Raw genomic sequence first — 17,343 nt, 5'->3', positions numbered from 1 at the left:
TGAATGACTGAAACATCGCCACCGTCGCAACTGCGCCCCGCACTGCATTATCTGGCTGGTGTCGTGGTTTTCACCTCATACGGAAACCTTATCTGCCCGTTTCTCGACACCCTGCCCACTGCCGTGTTGGCGCTACACACCGCAACCGTGTTTATTTTCCTGTATTTCTGCCGTCTGGTTGTGCGGGCCATTAAACACAGTGAACCTTGTTTCTCTTCCAATGTGACAATTTTCGCGCTCGGTGGTATTGGGTTCGCGCTTTGGTACGCCGCGTTGTATGGCTTTCCGTTTGAAAACAGCCTTAAAGTGGCGTTTGGTTTGATCTTGATTGGCATGGTGATCAGCCTCGACCTTTCAATCAGCTGTACCCGCTTCAAAATGAAGCAGCAGTCCAGGGAAGAGACAGGTGCGCCAGGCTACCAATCGCTGTCGGCGCAAATGGGGCTCACCGCGATTTTCCTGGTCGTCATGCTAACCACCCTGCTTGGCCTGGTGGTTACCAAAGAAGTATCACTGGTCAATACCGCCATAGCAGAATCAGCGACTGAAAAGATCACCGCAATACTAAAAGCCTTTTTCTTTGTCGCGATGGTGGTGATTGGCTACATCATTGTGATTGCCAAAAACAGCGCCGGACTGGTCAATGAACAGGTAGAGCGCCAACGCAGCGCCCTTGCCCTTGCAGCAAACGGAAACTTCAATCACCCCGTTACCGTTGGCGATGCCGGAGAGCTGAGCGACATTGCCTTTCACACCAACCAGATGTTCCAGAAACTCAATGAACGCTTTACTGAAATTAGCCTCACCCGTGACATCACAATTACTGGAATATCCGCCCTTGCAGCGCTTCGGGAAAATCCTTCTCCCGCTCATATCCTTCGTAAACAGGCATACGTCAAAACGCTGGCCTACGAGCTGAAAAAGCAAGACAGATTTGCAGACTTCCTGACGGATGAAACGATTGATTTACTGCAAAGTGCCACGCCCCTTTACGACATTGGAAAACTCGCCATCGCTGACGCCATCTTCCTGAAGCCGGGAAAGCTCCACGACGATGAATATGCGGTTATGAAAGCCCATGCTCAACTCGGTGCTGATGCCCTTTCAATGCCAAATAACGACATTGAAAGCAGCCGGTTTTTGCGTTTCGCACAGGAAATGGCCGCATCCCACCATGAACAGTGGGATGGTTCAGGCTATCCAAAAGGGCTGTCGGGAGAAGAAATTCCCTTCCCCGCCCGTTTGGTCGCGCTGGCAGATGTCTATGACGCCCTGATCTCGACCCGCATTTACCGCGCAGCATTCCATCACGAGCAGGCACGAACCATTATTATTGAAGGCCGAGGCCGACATTTCGACCCCGATGTTGTAGATGCCTTCCTCGCTACAGAGCGGATATTCCAGAACATTGCAGAGAGATATCAGGATGCGGATATGAAAGCAGCTTGATATCCGCCCAATTGTTTCCGTTTGTGTTTAATTGCTGTTTGTTAGGTTAGTTTTTTTGCCCCAAACCTAAATGCGCCTCCAGCTCTTAGTCAGGTGGCAACTTTACCACCTAAAATAGTGTCCGGCTTCATTAGACCACTACACAGCCCGCTCAGAAAGGCGACGTCTTTCCTCCTTGAAATTCAAAATTTGTGTGGGTTACTAGGTATCACTCTTCTAATTGGAGGGTCTTGTTCTGCGACGAAAGTGTCTCAAAGCCATTCAGAAAACGAAATAGTGCCCCATCGGTCGAGAGGATGACCGACGTATTGTCGGAAAAAACAGCGTCGTATGACCTTAATGTTCTGACAAACTCGAAAAACTCAACCGCCTCATCACTTTGATTGTATGCCCGTGAGTAGATCTCGGCGGCTTTAGCGTCCGCCACCCCTCTGATCTCTTCCACTTCGCGATAAGCTTCAGACTGAATCTTGTCCAGCTCTCTCACCCGGTCACCACGGATTCTTGCTGACTCGCCGTTACCTTCAGACAAAAAACGTTCAGCGATCTGGCGACGCTCACTGATCATGCGTTCATAGATTTTTGGACGGACACTTTCATTGTAATTAATGCGTTTGAAGCGGATATCAAGCAGCTCAATACCAAATACCTGTATTTTTTGGGCTGCCGAGGCAAAGATCTCTTCTTCAACCCGCTTCCTTCCCTTGTAAATAGGCACAAGCGTGCCAATTTTTATCGTCTCTTCCATGTCCCCTATTAACCCGTCTCGCACTGGCACTCTGTCTTTCGTTGTGCGGATCACCTCTATCAATTCATGTTTTGCAATCGCATTTCGGGTTTCGCTGCCGAGTATGTCATCAAGCCTCGATTGGGCACTGCGCTCATCTCTAAGGCGAAGGTAGTACTGCAGCGGGTCGACGATTTTCCATCGGGCAAATAATTCAACAGAGATATAAAGCTTATCTTTTGTTGGCATATCAGAAGGGGCGCCATCCCACTCCAGCACCCGTTTTTCAACCACATTGACTTTCTGTATGAATGGCACCTTGATGTTTAAACCCGGCGTTACCACGGGTGAACCGACGGGCTTCCCAAACTGCGTGATGATCACTTGTTCCACTTCATCTACCGTGTAAAGCGCACTGTATAAGACCAGCGCCACGACAGAGATAAGGGCGACGACTCCCCCAACGGTTTTGACTTTCATTGTCCCTCTCCCTGTCTGTCTTTAATGTTGAGCAGCGGCAAAATCGCTTCCAAGTTGGTATCAATGATGATTTTGCCATCAATTTTTGGCAGTACAGACTGCATGGTTTCGATATAGACCCTTCGTTTAGTTACCGCTGGCGCTTTAAGATATTCCGCATAGAGCGCGTTGAATCGAGAAACGTCACCTTCTGCTTCGTTAATGCGTTTTAACCGGTAACCATCGGCTTGCCGGATCTGTTGGTCTTTTTCACCCAGAGCAAGGGGAATGATTTTGTTGTAATCCCTGCGGGCTTCATTGATTAACTTTTCTTTTTCTTGTTGCGCCTGATTTACTTCATTAAAAGACGCTTGAACCGGAACTGGGGGGTTAATGTTTTTCAATTGCACTTGGTCGATGCTAAACCCCATCTCATATTTTCTGGATAGCTCCTGCATTTTTATCAGTGCTTCTGATTCAATATCCTGCCGCCCAACGGTAATCACTTCATCAACGGTTCTATCGCCAACGACCTCGCGCATCACCGATTCAGAGACATAACGTAACGTTGCGCTCGGTTGCCGTACTTCAAACAGAAACTTAACGGGGTCTGAAATGCGATACTGCACAACCCATTCGACCAAAGCGGCGTTCAGATCGCCCGTCACCATTTGCGTTTCTCTCACTTGGTCGAAGAGCCGGGCACTTTGGTAGGGGTTATTTGCTTCTGGTGTGGAAAAACCGAATTCCTGTTTGAGTTGACGCTTTACTGGAACAATTTCGACCGAGTCGATACCAAGGGGAAGTTTGAAATGCAAACCCGGCAAGACCGTATATACATATTCACCAAACCGTTGAACGACAGCCACAGAATCGCTAGGCACGGTATATATGGCGCTTTTTATTAATAAAGCGATAAGCAACACAATCAGAATAATGCCGAAATTAAATGGGTTACCTCCGGGAAGTAACTTTTTAACATTGCGTATCTTTTCGATAAATTCGTTGAGATCAGGGGGCGATTTATTCCCACCCCAAGGATTATTGGATGGTTGATTGTTGTTAGGCATTTTTAGACCCTCCGTTCATTGACTTGAATGAGTGCTGTTAGCCTAAAGACCAAATATTGGTATGTATTACGCATAAACCTTCGTTATGTAGGGCGATGTCATGGCAGAAAGGAGAGCAGCATAATCCAGAGAAAATGCCACCTCTTCTCCCACGCACAAAGAATCATCGGTGGTTTCTACAATAAGATGGTCACTGCTCGCATCTTGCAGCTTGATGCCTTTTGGCGGTGTGAGCCCTTGTGGGTAAACGTCTTGTCGGCCAATGGCGAGTATCGCTTGATTGACCTCTCCTCGATCATGACATTTCTTATATTCGCCAAAGGCATTGTTACGTATTTCTCCCCAGGGTAGAGAAGGCTTTCTATTTACTTCAATGACTTCGGCATAGAGCGAGAAAACATCCACATGTAGATCCATCATCCTTGTTTGCTTGAGCGTTTCTCTTCCAAGGAAAATAGCTTCTCCTAGCCTCAAGTGATTAACCCGACTGGCTTTATACTCACCCATTGCCCAGAGAAGATTCGCTGAGTTTCCGCCCGAAATGACAGGGAGTGAAACAGACAAAATGGTTTCCAAAGCCTGTACCAACTCAGACAAACGCGACATTTTTTCTTTATCCGGCGAGACGCCATGACGACACATTAAATTTGCGCCTATCCCTTCAAGCGTAATATTGGGCTGGCTCAGGGTATATCTCATCACCTTTTCTAGTAGATTGGGCATGACCCCTTCACGTAAGTCCCCTAATTCAACCATGATGATCACGCCATGGGTTCGCCCTGTCCTTTCTGCCGCCAGCGACAAGGCATGTATCACCGCTATCTCCGTATTCAAGCTAATTTCACAGTGTTCGACGACTCGCTCGACCTGACTTAACATTGGCGTACGCATTAGCAGAATGGGCACATGAATGCCTGCACTACGCATTCTTTCAATGTTATCGATGCGGGAATCCGCCAGCATAGTTGCCCCAGCTTCGATAAATAGCTTCGCCAAATGGGGATCCCCTTGAGTCACCTTCATCACAGGGGTGGCTGATATGCCAAGCTGAGAGAGTCTTCCTATTAAGCGTTGCGCGTTGTGCTTAAGTTTTTGGCAATGTATCTCCAATCGGGGGGATATCATTGCGTGATACTTGGAAGCTGTTTATTTAGCGCAGGAAAGGTATTGAAGACCATCTGGCATAAACGCTCAGCAGGCAGAGAGAGAGCATCTGTCACAGGCAGTTCAAACTCCTTGTGATACTCCTTGATTGTTTCTTCGATGTCATGCGCACTCATTCCTTCATGATTAAGCGTGATACCCAGCACCGGAACTTCACCAAATAGCTCAATGAGGTCGATTTCTGAATGAACTGAAGGCATCGGCATGTTTTCAAAATCACTTCGATGTGCCCTGCTAGGAGCATGTTGCAATATGACCCCATTTGGTGCACAGCCCCGAAGAATAGCAGCACTCGTGGTGAAGGCGGGGTGACTGAGTGCACCTTGCCCTTCTATGATAATGACGTCAGGTTGCTCGGTTTCATATGCACCCACAATGAGTGACTCCAGCTCACCCGCGCAGAATTGCGATGGCACGGCATCCATAACAACACCATAGCGTGCACCTTGCATGATGCCAGTTTGTCCTGTTGCAATGAGCACAACATTCAGGCCGCGCTCACGCAACGCATTGGCTAAGATTGTCGCTGTGGTGCGCTTCCCGATCGCACAGTCAGTGCCTGCCACAAGGATTCGAGGGCAGCCAACCCGATGAATGATCCCGCTAAACGTTTGTAAGTCTTTCTTCGCATGAGGTTTTCGAATATCAAGAATGGTGACATTGAGGGTTTCGGAAGAAGAAATGAAAACAGGGTCATCATTTAGAAACTCATGCAAACCGTTCACAATATTCATACCTAGTCGCATTGCATAAAGGATGAGTGATTTCTCAGATTCTGAATACATGCCACTTGATGGTGCCAAACCAAAAATGAAGTAATCGGGGATGCCACCGGCATTGTCAATTGCGTCCTTCAGACTGGCACAAACTGGAATGCCGTTGCACTCACCATCGAGCACATAGCCAGAATCTAAGCCTGATTTCTCGCTATCTATCACCGCTAGGATACGGAAATTTGGGGAAAGGCGAACAAGGCCGTTTGCAGTTTTCCCGTCAATTTTTCCAAAGTTCGCCTCGCAGTAAACAATGGCCGTGGGCAACGTTTCGTACCCTGATTGGATTAAGTACAATTTCGAAAACTGTTTTACCAGTTGAACGTCAAGCGTGTCAGTCTCGGGGGGCTCGGGGAGCGATAACATGGACATAATAAGCCTTGTTGGGTTTAGGCTTAGGGGGCGACGAGTGCAGGCCGATGCGTCATTTCGGGAGGGTACAAGAGGTCCCCACTAAGCGATGGGGGAATATAAACAGTAGCACACTAATTTAACCAGTGCGGCTCTTGAATCATGCAAGTTGAGTTTGCCTCACTAGCAAGACATTGTTCAAAGTGACAGGCAACTCACCGTGGTCGGCATTGCCTGTTGGCTGAGAAATTGGAGACCATTAAGACGGTTTCGGTGCGAGGAGTATTACAGCCTTAGTTTGGTCAGACAAACACCCCTCGTTCAATATCACTATCTATGCTAGTCAAACAGATGCTTCAATGGATAGGTGAAATCTGGCAATGGTCGAAATCTGCATATCGATGTTTTGACCTCTTGACTGATAGCGCGCAAGCATAGGTTTTAGGCCTATCAGCCCTACTAATGAAAATCCGAGGTTCCCCAATTATAACTTTTCCGAAGTCAACAGCTTTGAGCGCGACCGCCAATTCACTATTGCCCCTTTTCACCCTAGGAAAAGTAATACGCCGCTTCACACTGCCACCAGCGCCTTTTTCGGGATTTTACTGGTGACCGGATAGCCACCCTGCCAAAGCTCAACCACAAATGGCGAAGGCTTTTCCGGATTGGTGAATATCCAGCACTCTTTTTTGGCGCGGGTCAGGGCGACATAAAACAGGCGGCGTTCTTCCGAATGAGGCGTTTCTTCATCACTCCTGAGCAGCGCCGCCTCCATACCCACGGCCGTTGAACGCGATGGGAATACACCGTCGTTCACATCAACAATGCAAACATAATCCGCTTCCAGACCTTTGCTGGCGTGGGCGGTGACAAAATTCAGTGACAGGTTCGGGTAGGCTTCCTGCCACTTTGAAAAGCGCTCTGGGCGGTTGGCGTGATTTCGGCCAATAACCATCACAGTTTGCAGCTCGCCAGTTGCACCTTTGGCGATGGTTGCCAAAACATCCTCCAGTGATTCTGAAGGCATCAGATGAACCGCTTTTTTCTTCTGCACTTTCACGCTATTGAGCGGTTTACTCAATTGCTTTGGGTTTACTTGCACAAACGGATTTGCCACTGCGCCGATTTGGGAGTGGAAGCGATAAGTGGTGTCCAGATACCGGATATTGCCGTGCGGGAAACGGGTCAGGAAATCGGTCGTCAGACTGACATCTGCACCAGCAAAACGGAATATCGCCTGCCAGTCATCACCGACTGCAAACAATGCCGGTGCGCGATCACGCTGCCCGCCGCACAGGGCTTCCAACATTGTCAGACGGGATGGGGAAATATCCTGGTACTCGTCCACCATAATGTGGTCAAACTGCGCGCCAAACGTCGCACTTTTCTTGGAAAGTAGCTTGGTCGCTTCGCGGATCAGGCCATGGAAATCGTAAGCCTTCTCCTCTTTCAGCGTATTCTGGTAACTGCGCACAATCGGTGAAATCAGGGCATACTCACTCTCTGCCTGGGCATCCCCTTTCACCATGGCTTTGAGTGCAGAAGCGGATTGGGGTTGCTGAAGCAGGATATCCAATTGTCGCCACAACCATTTGTGCAACTTTGCCGAATGGGCTTGTCCGCTTAACGGGGAGTCGGCATTCAACCCCGGAATTGACCACTCGCCAAGGTGTTTTAGCCAACGTTTTTCAACGGTTTGCTGGGCAAGGTTTTCGGCCAGCCAGAGCGTGATCCAGCTGGTTTTGCTTTCCTCATCCGTTGCCAGCGGCGAAATAGTCGGATGTTGCCCCGTCAGGGTTTTAATCACTTTCAATGCCAAGGCGTGAAACGTCGAGACATCGACATTTTTCAGCCCGGCCTTTTGCAAACGTTCGGACATTTCCTCACTGGCTTTTTTGCCAAACGCGAGCATAAGAATTCGCTCTGGCAGGGTTTGCCCGGACGCAACCAGATACTGTGCCCTCGCCATCAAAACGCTGGTTTTGCCCGACCCGGCGCCCGCCAGCAGCAGGTTATGATTGTCATCCATCAACACCGCTTCACGTTGCGATAGATTAAGCGGCGAGGATTCGATGCCATCAAACCACACTTTCCAGCGTTCCAGCTCAGATTCACGCCACGCCGCGTTGCGGGCGCTGCGCGTTGCTTCGCTGTTTTGCATCCAGCCAAAAATGGCGTTGTAAAGCGCCGGATTGGCGCTAGACATCACCTGCGGGTGGATCTGGTTTTTGGCGAACAGGGCATCCACTTTTTGCTGCCACTTCACCAAATCATCATGGCGCAGAAAGCCATTGTGCTCTGCCAGCTCATCACGCAATGCGAAAAAGTCTGGCTCCAACATTTTGAAGCGGCCTTGCTGTTTGCCCAGCCATGCCTGATACGCTTCTGTCAGTGATTCCGTAAAGGCTTTCAATCCACGCCATGGCAGACCATATATAGTGATACTCCGCGCTGGCGCATCCAGTGGCGACACCACAAACGTCAACCTGCCCCACAACAAACCGCGCGACAACCGGCACTGGCCGTCCCAAATCGAAAACGGCACGGTTTCCTTCATTGATTTGGACTCAAAGACCAGACAATGCTCATCCAGCATGACACTGTAATGTGCCCCCTGAACAAACCATTGTGCGATGCGGTTGGCGACTAGCTTCATGAATAACGTCTTGTGGTAATAAGTGAAGGGAGAGCATACCAATTTCGGGCTGGATTCGCTTACCCATGTGAATGAAAAGGCAGCAAAAGCACGGGATTGACTGTTTTGACACGCGAAAAGCCACCGCTTTTTGATCTCGTCCCTTGGAAGCCGATCGGATTCTGCTATCTTAGCCACATTCCTTCTCTATCAGTGTCGTCATGATTTCCAAGCGAACTTCTCTTACTTTTCGGGAATACTGGGCCAACAGCCGGATTAACTACAGTGTGCGTGTTTTTATCGCGCTGGTCGGTGTCGCTGTTCCCTGTTGGTGGTATGACAATTCCCAGGCAATCACTCCCTTGGTGCTGGGCATTATCGCCTCGGCTCTGGCTGAAACAGACGACAACTTTTCCGGCAGGCTTTCTGCCCTTCTCACCACCCTTTTCTGTTTTGCCGTCGCCACGTTTTCCATTGAACTGCTGTTCAATTATCCCCTGCTGTTTGTCGCAGGACTGATGGCCTCTACCTTCGGCTTTATCATGCTGGGCGCTATTGGGCCACGCTATGCCAGCATCGCCTTCGCGTCTTTGCTTATCGCCGTTTACACCATGCTGGGAGCGCATGCCTCTGAGAATATCTGGTACCAACCTTCACTGCTGTTGGCCGGTGCCGCTTGGTATGGCGTGATTTCGCTGGTCTGGCTGATGCTTTGGCCGCTGCAACCGGTACAGCAAAGCCTTGCAGAAGTGTTTAAATCCCTGTCGGCTTATCTCGAGCAAAAGTCTGATATGTTCCACCCAGCGCGCGACCTGCAACCCCAGCCATTGCGCCTGCAAGATGCCCGGGAAAACGCCAAGGTCGTCAGCGCGCTGAATATCGCCAAAGCGACCCTGCTGAACCGCGTGCGCGGCGGCAGGCTCAGCGACACCAACAGCCAACTGCTGAAAATCTATTTCCTCGCACAGGATATTCATGAGCGGGCGAATTCCTCCCACTACCGTTATCAGGAACTGGCTGAGGTGTTTTACCACAGCGACGTGATGTTCCGTTTGCAGCGCCTGCTGCGCCTGCAGGCCAAAGCCTGTATGGAAGTCTCCCATTGCCTGACCCTGTCACAGCCTTATCAACATGGGCAAGACAGCGTTAAAGCGCTGGATGAACTGTATGAATCGCTTGAATATATCAAGGCGCAGGAAAACCCGGCATGGAAACCCCTGGTCAGTCAGCTGGAGTACCTGTTCAGGAACCTTGCCACCGTTGAACGCCAGCTATTCAACATCAGCAACCCTGAACTGACACAAGGCGAAGAAGACAAAGAAATCGCCGACTATGACGCCCACAGCCTAAGGGAAAAAGCGGCGCGCATCTGGGCGCAAATGACACCGAAATCCCTGCTGTTCCGCCACGCGGTGCGCCTGAGCCTGACGCTTGCTGTTGGCTACGGCATCATCCAGGGTTTCGAGCTTCAACGTGGCTACTGGATTTTGCTGACCATTCTGTTTGTGTGTCAGGCCAACTACTCGGCGACACGCAGCAAGCTGACCCAGCGTATTTCCGGCACCCTTGTGGGTCTGCTGGCAGGTTTGCCATTGTTGACCTTGTTCCCGGACTTAACCGGACAGCTTGTTTTGATGGTGTTGTTCGGGGTGCTTTTCTTCGCATTCCGTACCACCCATTACGCTATGGCGACCGCCTTTATCACCCTGCTGGTGTTGATGTGTTTTAACCAGCTCGGGGAAGGTTTCGATGTGATGTTACCAAGGCTTGGGGATACTATCGTCGGCTGTGCGCTTTCTGTCCTTGCCGTGCGCTATATCCTGCCAGACTGGCAAGCCCACCGCCTGCGGGGGATCATGAAAGACGCTGTGTCTGCCAACCGCGATTATCTGGCACAAATTATCGGCCAGTACCGCATTGGCAAGCGCGACAATATGGCTTACCGCGTGGCACGCCGCAACGCCCACAATAATGATGCACAGCTGACCACGGCGATCAGTAACATGCTCGCCGAACCGGGACGTTACCGCACTGCAACTGACGAAAGTTTTCGCTTCCTGTGCCTGAACCACGCCATGCTGAGCTATATCTCGGCGCTTGGCGCGCACCGGATGCAAATGGATGACGACAGTATCCATGAGCTGGTTTCCAAAGCGCACCGTGGAATTCATGAAGAGCTGGACTGCCTGATTGCCAACCTCGACGGCACGTCACCGACAGAAAAGCCTTGTCTGGATGCCGCGCTCGGTAAGCATTTGGAACGCTGGCGTGAAGAAGAGAGCACCTCCGCACGTATGGTGTTGCAGCAACTTCATCTTATCCACCGGATGCTGCCTGAAATGCACGAGCTGACCAATGAACTGGCGGCAAAAGCATTGAAAAGCTCCAAAGCCTAGGAGATTTGTTTGATGAGAAAACTGATGCTTCCTTTGCTATTACTCACATTCGGGTCGGTGAATGCCAACCCGCAAACGCCATCAAAATGGGTGGATGAGAATGGCAACACCGTCTCAGATCAGCGGATTATTGATTTACTGGAAAAATGCGGGGTTGACGATACCGCGAACCGTATCGCCAATTTTAAAGGCGGCGATCTGGAAGCACTCATCGAAGAATACAAAGCCGCGGTGGCCTGCTTTGAAGAGGAGGGGTTTTCGAGAGAAACAGACGATGAACATTCAGGCTAAAACCAGTGTGAGCCGAAAGTTAAAACCCCTCTTTGGGCCATAAGAGGGGGGTATTGCTGTCGGACACCCTTACAAAACGAAGCCCTGGGTATTATTGGAGCACGTCCGCCTTGCGTCATCACCCGCCTGGAGCATGCAACCTGTCAGCGGAATGACAACTCTCCGTGCAACCATCACGGAAGAATAATGATCTGCGCTTCTTCAGAAGTAACGAGACTCGCTTTTTTCTGGGAGATCAACTGAAAGGCGTAAGACGGCGTCACCGCCTGGACTTCCCCTTTCATTCTGTGTGTTTTGGCTTCCCACGCTTGGTCCCTGTATTTATCCGCTTGGATGTATTCAATGAGTACTTTCATAACGTCACTCTCCGGTGTGGTCTACGTGCTACTAACATTAGGGCTTTCAGACGCATTGCGCACCTGTTAAAAGTGCAACATAAGATCAACAAAATTAAACCTGCAAATTTGCCTCACTCAATGTAAGCGTTGCTTTTACTTGGGGTTGCACCTTGCCTGACCCCTGTGCGTTGAAAAACATACGTAAACAGGAGGTTGGATATGAGCAAGCACGGGCTTTCAATTGGCTTAGACAGAGCCAGAAATGAGTTTTTTGTTTCGATATAAGCATCGGGCAAACTGACCCACGAAGATTACGAGCGCATGGTGTCACTGCTTGAAGCCGCGCTTGTGAAAGTCAATGAACCCCGCGTAAAGGTGCTCTTTGATGCCACTGAATTTGAAGGCTGGGAGCTTCGCGCGGCGTGGGATGATTTCAAGCTCGGCCTTACCCACGCCCCAAGCTTTGACAAGATTGCTATTTACGGCAAACACGAATGGCAGGATTTGGCGGCCAAAGTAGGTAGCTGGTTTGTTCATGGTGATATCCGTTCATTCACCTCGCATGATGATGCTGTTAACTGGCTGATCAGCTAAGCCGGAAATAACGCCCGCCTTGAAGATGCCAATCATCCGCGGCATTTGCTAGAATGCCGCCCTTTCGCGCTATTGCCCAAAACGTAACAGAGACACCCGATGAAAGAGTCACGCACCGTAATTGGTTTAATTAACCCTAAGAGCCCTGAAAACGTCGGCGCAGTTATGCGCGCTGCAGGCTGTTATCAGGCAGACGCTGTGACATAGTGCGTTACGATCGCGCAATGAAATTCACCACGGACACAAAAACCATGGTGGATAACATCCCTTTAATGAATGTCGAATGTGTGCTTGATGATTTGCCAACCGATACAAAGGTGGTTTGTGTCGAACTGGCGCTGGGCGCGACGCCATTGCCTTACTTTGAGCATCCGGAAAAAGCGATCTATATCTTTGGCCCGGAAGATGGCTCCATTCCACAGGCTATTGCCGACAGAGCCGATCATGTCGTCTACGTGCCGACTGTTGGCTGTATGAACCTCGCCGCCACCGTCAACGTTCTGCTGTATGACCGTTTGGCGAAATCAGACGATATGGTACAGGGTGATGAGTTGATTAAGCGAAGCCGCGACAACCGGAACCGCTTAAAGGTAAAGGCTTGCACCGAGATGGCATAAACCGCCCAACCGGATACCAATAAGGCCGTCGCATGACGGTCTTATCTTTTTAGCTCTCGGTTGTTTCCCACTTTCAGACGCAAGGCAAAGATGGGGAATACACCAAGCTCAGTATTGCCCCAAAACCTAAAATAGTGTCCGGGTTCATTAGGCCACTACACAGACAAAATGCGGGGGCGCGAATTCTCTAGCTTTGATAAATTCAGAGAAGCGTTTTGGATTGAAGTGTCTAAAGATGAACAACTTTTAAACCAGTTTAGTACCCAAAATCACAACCGCATGAAAGTAGGTAAAGCGCCGAAAGTAAGAAAAAAAGATAAAGCAGGTAAGAGAACATCGTATGAATTACACCACGTAGAGGAAATTCAGCATGGTGGTAAAGTTTACGATGTCGACAACGTAAGAGTTAACACTCCCAAAAATCACATAGACATACACAAAGCAGGATGAAATGAAAAACTCGATATCGGATTACACTGAAGCAGAATTTTTGGCCCTGCTAGAACAAATATTTTTAGAAAACGTAGCAGAAACTGACGATCTGCTTGATGAACTTATCGAGCACTTTGAAGAAATCAGTGAGCACCCAGACGGCTCTGACCTCATTTACTACCCTGAAGCAGAAGAAGATGGCACCCCTGAGAATATCGTTCGTATTGTGAAGGAATGGAGAGTCTCAGAGGGCTTACCTGGCTTCAAAGACCGCTAAATAAACGTTCTATCTATCGTGCCACGCCGATTTATTCTGGCACGAGCCAAAACCCCCATCTAACTTCCCCCTTAAAAAGGGGGAAGAACCAAGACCATTTTTCCACTTCCACGACAAGGGTAAATGTCCCAAATACTTCGAAGCTCTCCATCTAACTTGCCACTTGGATAAAGGGAAATACAAAGAGCCCAAACACACGAAAGCCGCCAACCGTCGGCCTTTACTCTACTTCCACATATAGCCTGAATCCCACGATACAGAATGCGGCTCACCCACACTGACTACACCTTCGAAAAAAGGTGCCATTCCACAGGCGATTGCCGACAGAGCCGATCATGTCGTCTACGTGCCTACTGTTGGCTGTATGAACCTCGCCGCCACCGTCAACGTTCTGCTGTATGACCGGTTGGCGAAATCAGACGATATGGTACAGGGTGATGAGTTGATTAAGCGAAGCCGGGACAACCGGAATCGCTTGCGAGTAAAAGCAGAACACATACCCAATCAGGATTGTGCATAGCGAACATAAAAGGCATGACGGTGTTGGTTTTGATGTTTCCTTCTGCCAGCAAAACGACATCATGCACATTTAATCTGCCCGGTGCCTGGAAAAATAGCGCGCGGGAGATTCACCGTAGACTTTGCGAAACATGGCAATAAAGTTGCTCGGCGTCGCGTACCCCAAAGCAAATGAAACATCTCCGACAGACTTCCCTCGCGCCAGCATTTCCATTGCTTGGATCAACTGTATCTGTTGTCGCCACATGTTAAAGGTCATATTTAGTTCAGTCCTGACCAGCCGCCTGAGTGTTCTCGATGACATGGCACCGATGCTTGCCCAGTGTTCCACCGATTGTGTGTTTGCAGGTTCATTCAGCATCGACTGGGCGATCTTTTGTAACCTTGGATCCTTTGGTAAAGGGAAGTAAAGATCTTCGTGAGGAGCCCTGCTGATTTCATCAAGAATAACGCTGAGCATTCGTGATTGCTCTGGGGATAATTCAGCCACTTTACTCCAACCCAACACACGGTGTGACAGGACTTTGAGGACATCATTCATTGCAATCACGCAGGGAGCATTGGGTAGTTCGTGACAGACAGAAGGAGCAAATAACAGTGACCAACCTTTCAGCGAACCATGAAAATAGACACTGTGCACGGCGTCTGGCGGTATCCATCCTGCGCGGTGAGGCGGCAGCAGCCAAGTCCCTTCCTCGGTATTAACCTGTATCAATCCTTCATCAATACATATTAACTGTCCTCGATGATGATTGTGGCTCACATAAGGTCGCTGCGCGCGAGAAACCCTTTCATCGCGGGCATGTGACCAGTTTCGGGCAATTAATTCTGCTCCCTCCCGCCACTCACTGTAATCACAATCTTCACGCGGTTTTTGGCGATCCATATTTGGCCACTTTTCATTATTTAATGTCCAAACAACGTTATCACAGCACATATACTTTCTCGTAGCATTTTGGGGAATCCAACAAATTCGTACGAAATGGAGTGCTGATGAACGAGTATTTGTTTTTGTTCTATTACGTGGCAGCAGGCCTTGGCATTGGTTTGCTCGCCGGGCTTGTCGGTGTGGGTGGCGGTGGAATGGCTGTCCCGATTTTTACCTTTTTATTTGCTAAACAGGGCATTGGACAGGATGACGTGGTTCATCTGGCCTTAGGAACATCCATGGCGGCGATGATTTTCACTACGTTTGGCAGCATGAAAGCCCATTTAAAAAAAGAAATGTAGATACAAAAATGGCGATAAGAATGTCGGGAGCTGTGCTTGTCGGGACGTTTCTGGCGACCTTCATCGCTTCCTATTTAAATGGGGTATATCTGGCGGGATTCTTTAGCCTTTTTATGCTTTATGTGGCATTCAAAATGTTCAGAAAGAAAGAACATGAGGTTAACGACAATCCACAAAGCCCAGTGGGGAATATGTTGACCGGGTTTTCGATAGGTTCAGTGTCGGCGCTTGTTTCTATCAGCGGTGCTGGATTGACCATCCCCTATCTGGTGCAGCAGAACGTTGAGGTCAAACGGGCGATAGGCACTTCCGCCGCCATCGGCTTTCCGATTGCCCTGTCTGGCACCTTTGGTTACCTCATTAACGGTTTGGACAATACAGATCTGAACAACATGATTGTGGGATTCATTTACCTGCCAGCGATGATTGCTTTTTCAATCAGCAGCTATCTCTCGACACGCCTTGGTGTCCGTCTGGCGTGTTATTTCCCAAGTGAAACACTGAAGAAGTTTATCGGGATCCTTTGCGTCATTCTCAGTGTGAAAATGCTCTTTCAGGTGATTGGCTAACCTTCCCCAGTCTACAAAAGCTGTCTATACACAAAGACCGCCAACCGGCGGTCTTTTGTCTTACGGAACATTGCTTGCTTTTAATCTTTACGGTTTAGCCGTTTTCACGCAGGGCGCGGAGCATCCAGGCCGTTTTTTCGTGGACACGCATACGGTCTGAAACCAGCGACGCGGAAGATTCATCATCGGCACTTTGGGCGATTTTCAGCACTTCGCGTGCCGTGCGTACAACTTGCTCGTGACCTTGGGTAAGAATATCGACCATTTCACTTGAGGACGGCACACCATCCACTTCTTTGATGGCGCTTAACTCTGCAAACGCCTTGTAAGTGCCCGGTGCAGCCAAACCCAGTGTACGAATACGTTCAGCCACTTCATCCACGGCCAGAGCCATTTCGTTGTAATGCTCTTCAAACATCACGTGCAGTTCACGGAATTGTTTGCCGGTAACATTCCAGTGGAAGTTATGGGTTTGCAGGTACAGGGTGTAAGAATCTGCCAGCAGGCGCTTCAGGCCTTCTGCGATAGCAATCCGATCTTGTTCTTTGATACCGATATTAATGCTTGTCATGACTATCCCCTTTTTTGTTTTTCCGGTTCGAGGTCTTTGCCTCACCTGTTGGGAACAGTCTACGAAAGGTATGGCGATAGGTATAATCGTTGATAGTTATAGATTCAATCCGTTATACCTATCGCTAATAATGGCTAGCCGTGGCGGTAGCGCGACGGGAACAAGTGGCCTACATCGGTGAACACACCGTCTACACCCCAGTTGAATAGCTGGTTGGCACGGGCAAGATCGTTCACGGTATAAACGTTTACGGCGTATCCGTGGTGCTTCATTTCATGCACCATTTCTTTGGTGAGGCCATCGTTTTCTACGTGGATTGCTTCAGCATGGCAGGCCTGCAAAATCGACAACCAGTCCTGCTGCAGGGTTTCTTTTTCAAACAGACAGGCAACTGCTGTATTCGGGCTTCTGCGCTTGAATTCTGCCAGTGCCAGCGGGTTGAAACAGGAAACCAGTAAATCGCTGTAACGGTTGAGCTTTTTCAGCCCGTTAATCACGCCGTCAATCAGCTTTTCGGTATGTTCCCACCCCGCCGTGCAGGATTTTATTTCCACATTGATATTGAGTTTGTGCTTGTTCACCAGCTCAATAAACTGAGTAAAGGTAGGTAGAGGTTCCCCGATAAAGTCATCACCGAACCAGCTGCCTGCATCGATGTCCTGCAAGTCTTCGAAGGTCAGGTCATACAGACTGCCAGTGCGGTTGGTGCAGCGGTCCAGCGTGTCATCATGGCTGACCACCACGGTACCATCGGCCAGTACATCGACATCCACTTCCACCCAGGAAAGTCCATATTCCGGGCACAGGTTGAACGCGGCAAGGGTATTTTCAGGTGCGAGGGCTGACATCCCCCGGTGGGCGAATAGTGTCTTCATTCTTTC

14 protein-coding genes and 4 pseudogenes are annotated in these 17,343 nt (G+C 49.5%); 9 read left to right on the top strand and 9 right to left on the bottom strand.

Annotated elements, in window-relative coordinates:
• The first annotated feature begins 3 nt into the window (after positions 1 to 3).
• Positions 4 to 1,449, top strand: coding sequence for an HD-GYP domain-containing protein (locus KU854_RS15495; RefSeq protein ID WP_218359356.1), 1,446 nt, complete (start codon positions 4 to 6; stop codon positions 1,447 to 1,449).
• A gap of 208 nt (positions 1,450 to 1,657) precedes the next feature.
• Here KU854_RS15495 and hflC read toward each other — a convergent pair whose 3' ends face one another.
• The 5 genes from hflC to helD form a co-directional block, all read right to left on the bottom strand.
• The gene (gene hflC, locus KU854_RS15490) at positions 1,658 to 2,656 is read right to left on the bottom strand and encodes a protease modulator HflC (RefSeq protein WP_218359355.1); all 999 of its coding nucleotides are present in this window, start codon (positions 2,654 to 2,656) and stop codon (positions 1,658 to 1,660) included.
• Positions 2,653 to 3,705, bottom strand: coding sequence for an FtsH protease activity modulator HflK (hflK, locus tag KU854_RS15485; RefSeq protein WP_218359354.1), 1,053 nt, complete (start codon positions 3,703 to 3,705; stop codon positions 2,653 to 2,655). The genes hflC and hflK overlap by 4 nt, the downstream gene beginning before the upstream one ends.
• Before the next feature lie 66 nt (positions 3,706 to 3,771).
• Positions 3,772 to 4,830: an alanine/ornithine racemase family PLP-dependent enzyme gene (locus tag KU854_RS15480; RefSeq protein ID WP_218359353.1), complete on the bottom strand. Its 1,059-nt coding sequence runs from the start codon at positions 4,828 to 4,830 to the stop codon at positions 3,772 to 3,774.
• Positions 4,827 to 6,008 carry an N-acetyltransferase DgcN family protein gene (locus KU854_RS15475; protein ID WP_255555587.1) on the bottom strand — a complete coding sequence of 394 codons (1,182 nt, stop codon included), beginning with the start codon at positions 6,006 to 6,008 and terminating at the stop codon, positions 4,827 to 4,829. The genes KU854_RS15480 and KU854_RS15475 overlap by 4 nt, the downstream gene beginning before the upstream one ends.
• A gap of 556 nt (positions 6,009 to 6,564) precedes the next feature.
• Positions 6,565 to 8,649 (bottom strand): DNA helicase IV, encoded by a 2,085-nt coding sequence (gene helD, locus KU854_RS15470; protein ID WP_218359351.1) that lies wholly within the window; start codon positions 8,647 to 8,649, stop codon positions 6,565 to 6,567.
• A gap of 200 nt (positions 8,650 to 8,849) precedes the next feature.
• Between helD and yccS the strand changes: the two genes are divergently transcribed.
• Positions 8,850 to 11,024, top strand: a complete 2,175-nt coding sequence (yccS, locus tag KU854_RS15465; protein WP_218359350.1) for a YccS family putative transporter — start codon at positions 8,850 to 8,852, stop codon at positions 11,022 to 11,024.
• A gap of 12 nt (positions 11,025 to 11,036) precedes the next feature.
• Positions 11,037 to 11,315, top strand: coding sequence for a hypothetical protein (locus tag KU854_RS15460; protein ID WP_218359349.1), 279 nt, complete (start codon positions 11,037 to 11,039; stop codon positions 11,313 to 11,315).
• A gap of 173 nt (positions 11,316 to 11,488) precedes the next feature.
• Here the strand turns inward: KU854_RS15460 and KU854_RS15455 are convergent, their stop codons facing one another.
• On the bottom strand, positions 11,489 to 11,671 hold the full coding sequence (locus tag KU854_RS15455; protein ID WP_218359348.1) for a hypothetical protein: 183 nt from the start codon (positions 11,669 to 11,671) through the stop codon (positions 11,489 to 11,491).
• A 195-nt stretch (positions 11,672 to 11,866) separates the two neighbouring features.
• Between KU854_RS15455 and KU854_RS15450 the strand changes: the two are divergent.
• The 5 genes and pseudogenes from KU854_RS15450 to KU854_RS15430 all read left to right on the top strand — a co-directional run.
• Positions 11,867 to 12,247: pseudogene (locus KU854_RS15450) on the top strand (SpoIIAA family protein).
• Between the two features lie 99 nt (positions 12,248 to 12,346).
• Positions 12,347 to 12,864 (top strand): annotated as a pseudogene (locus KU854_RS15445) (RNA methyltransferase).
• Positions 12,865 to 13,032: 168 nt separating this feature from the next.
• The gene (locus tag KU854_RS15440; protein ID WP_336245257.1) at positions 13,033 to 13,314 is read left to right on the top strand and encodes a hypothetical protein; all 282 of its coding nucleotides are present in this window, start codon (positions 13,033 to 13,035) and stop codon (positions 13,312 to 13,314) included.
• 1 nt (position 13,315) lies between these two features.
• Positions 13,316 to 13,573: a bacteriocin immunity protein gene (locus KU854_RS15435; protein WP_218359346.1), complete on the top strand. Its 258-nt coding sequence runs from the start codon at positions 13,316 to 13,318 to the stop codon at positions 13,571 to 13,573.
• A 298-nt stretch (positions 13,574 to 13,871) separates the two neighbouring features.
• Positions 13,872 to 14,093: pseudogene (locus KU854_RS15430) on the top strand (hypothetical protein); the annotation flags it as partial.
• Between the two features lie 69 nt (positions 14,094 to 14,162).
• Here KU854_RS15430 and KU854_RS15425 read toward each other — a convergent pair.
• The gene (locus KU854_RS15425) at positions 14,163 to 14,978 is read right to left on the bottom strand and encodes an AraC family transcriptional regulator (RefSeq protein ID WP_218359345.1); all 816 of its coding nucleotides are present in this window, start codon (positions 14,976 to 14,978) and stop codon (positions 14,163 to 14,165) included.
• Positions 14,979 to 15,085: 107 nt separating this feature from the next.
• Between KU854_RS15425 and KU854_RS15420 the strand changes: the two are divergent.
• Positions 15,086 to 15,891 (top strand): annotated as a pseudogene (locus tag KU854_RS15420) (sulfite exporter TauE/SafE family protein).
• A 94-nt stretch (positions 15,892 to 15,985) separates the two neighbouring features.
• Here KU854_RS15420 and KU854_RS15415 read toward each other — a convergent pair.
• Both KU854_RS15415 and KU854_RS15410 read right to left on the bottom strand, forming a co-directional pair.
• Complete coding sequence (locus KU854_RS15415; RefSeq protein ID WP_218359344.1) at positions 15,986 to 16,462, bottom strand: Dps family protein; 477 nt, start codon at positions 16,460 to 16,462, stop codon at positions 15,986 to 15,988.
• 134 nt (positions 16,463 to 16,596) lie between these two features.
• Entirely contained in the window at positions 16,597 to 17,337 is a 741-nt protein-coding gene (locus KU854_RS15410; RefSeq protein WP_218359343.1) for a glycerophosphoryl diester phosphodiesterase, read from the bottom strand.
• Positions 17,338 to 17,343 lie beyond the last annotated feature (6 nt).

It is taken from the genome of Enterovibrio paralichthyis, assembly GCF_019209835.1.
Classification (GTDB): Bacteria; Pseudomonadota; Gammaproteobacteria; order Enterobacterales; family Vibrionaceae; genus Enterovibrio; species Enterovibrio paralichthyis.
The sequence above is the reverse complement of the archived record's forward strand: the minus strand, read 5'-3'. Positions and strand labels throughout refer to the sequence as shown.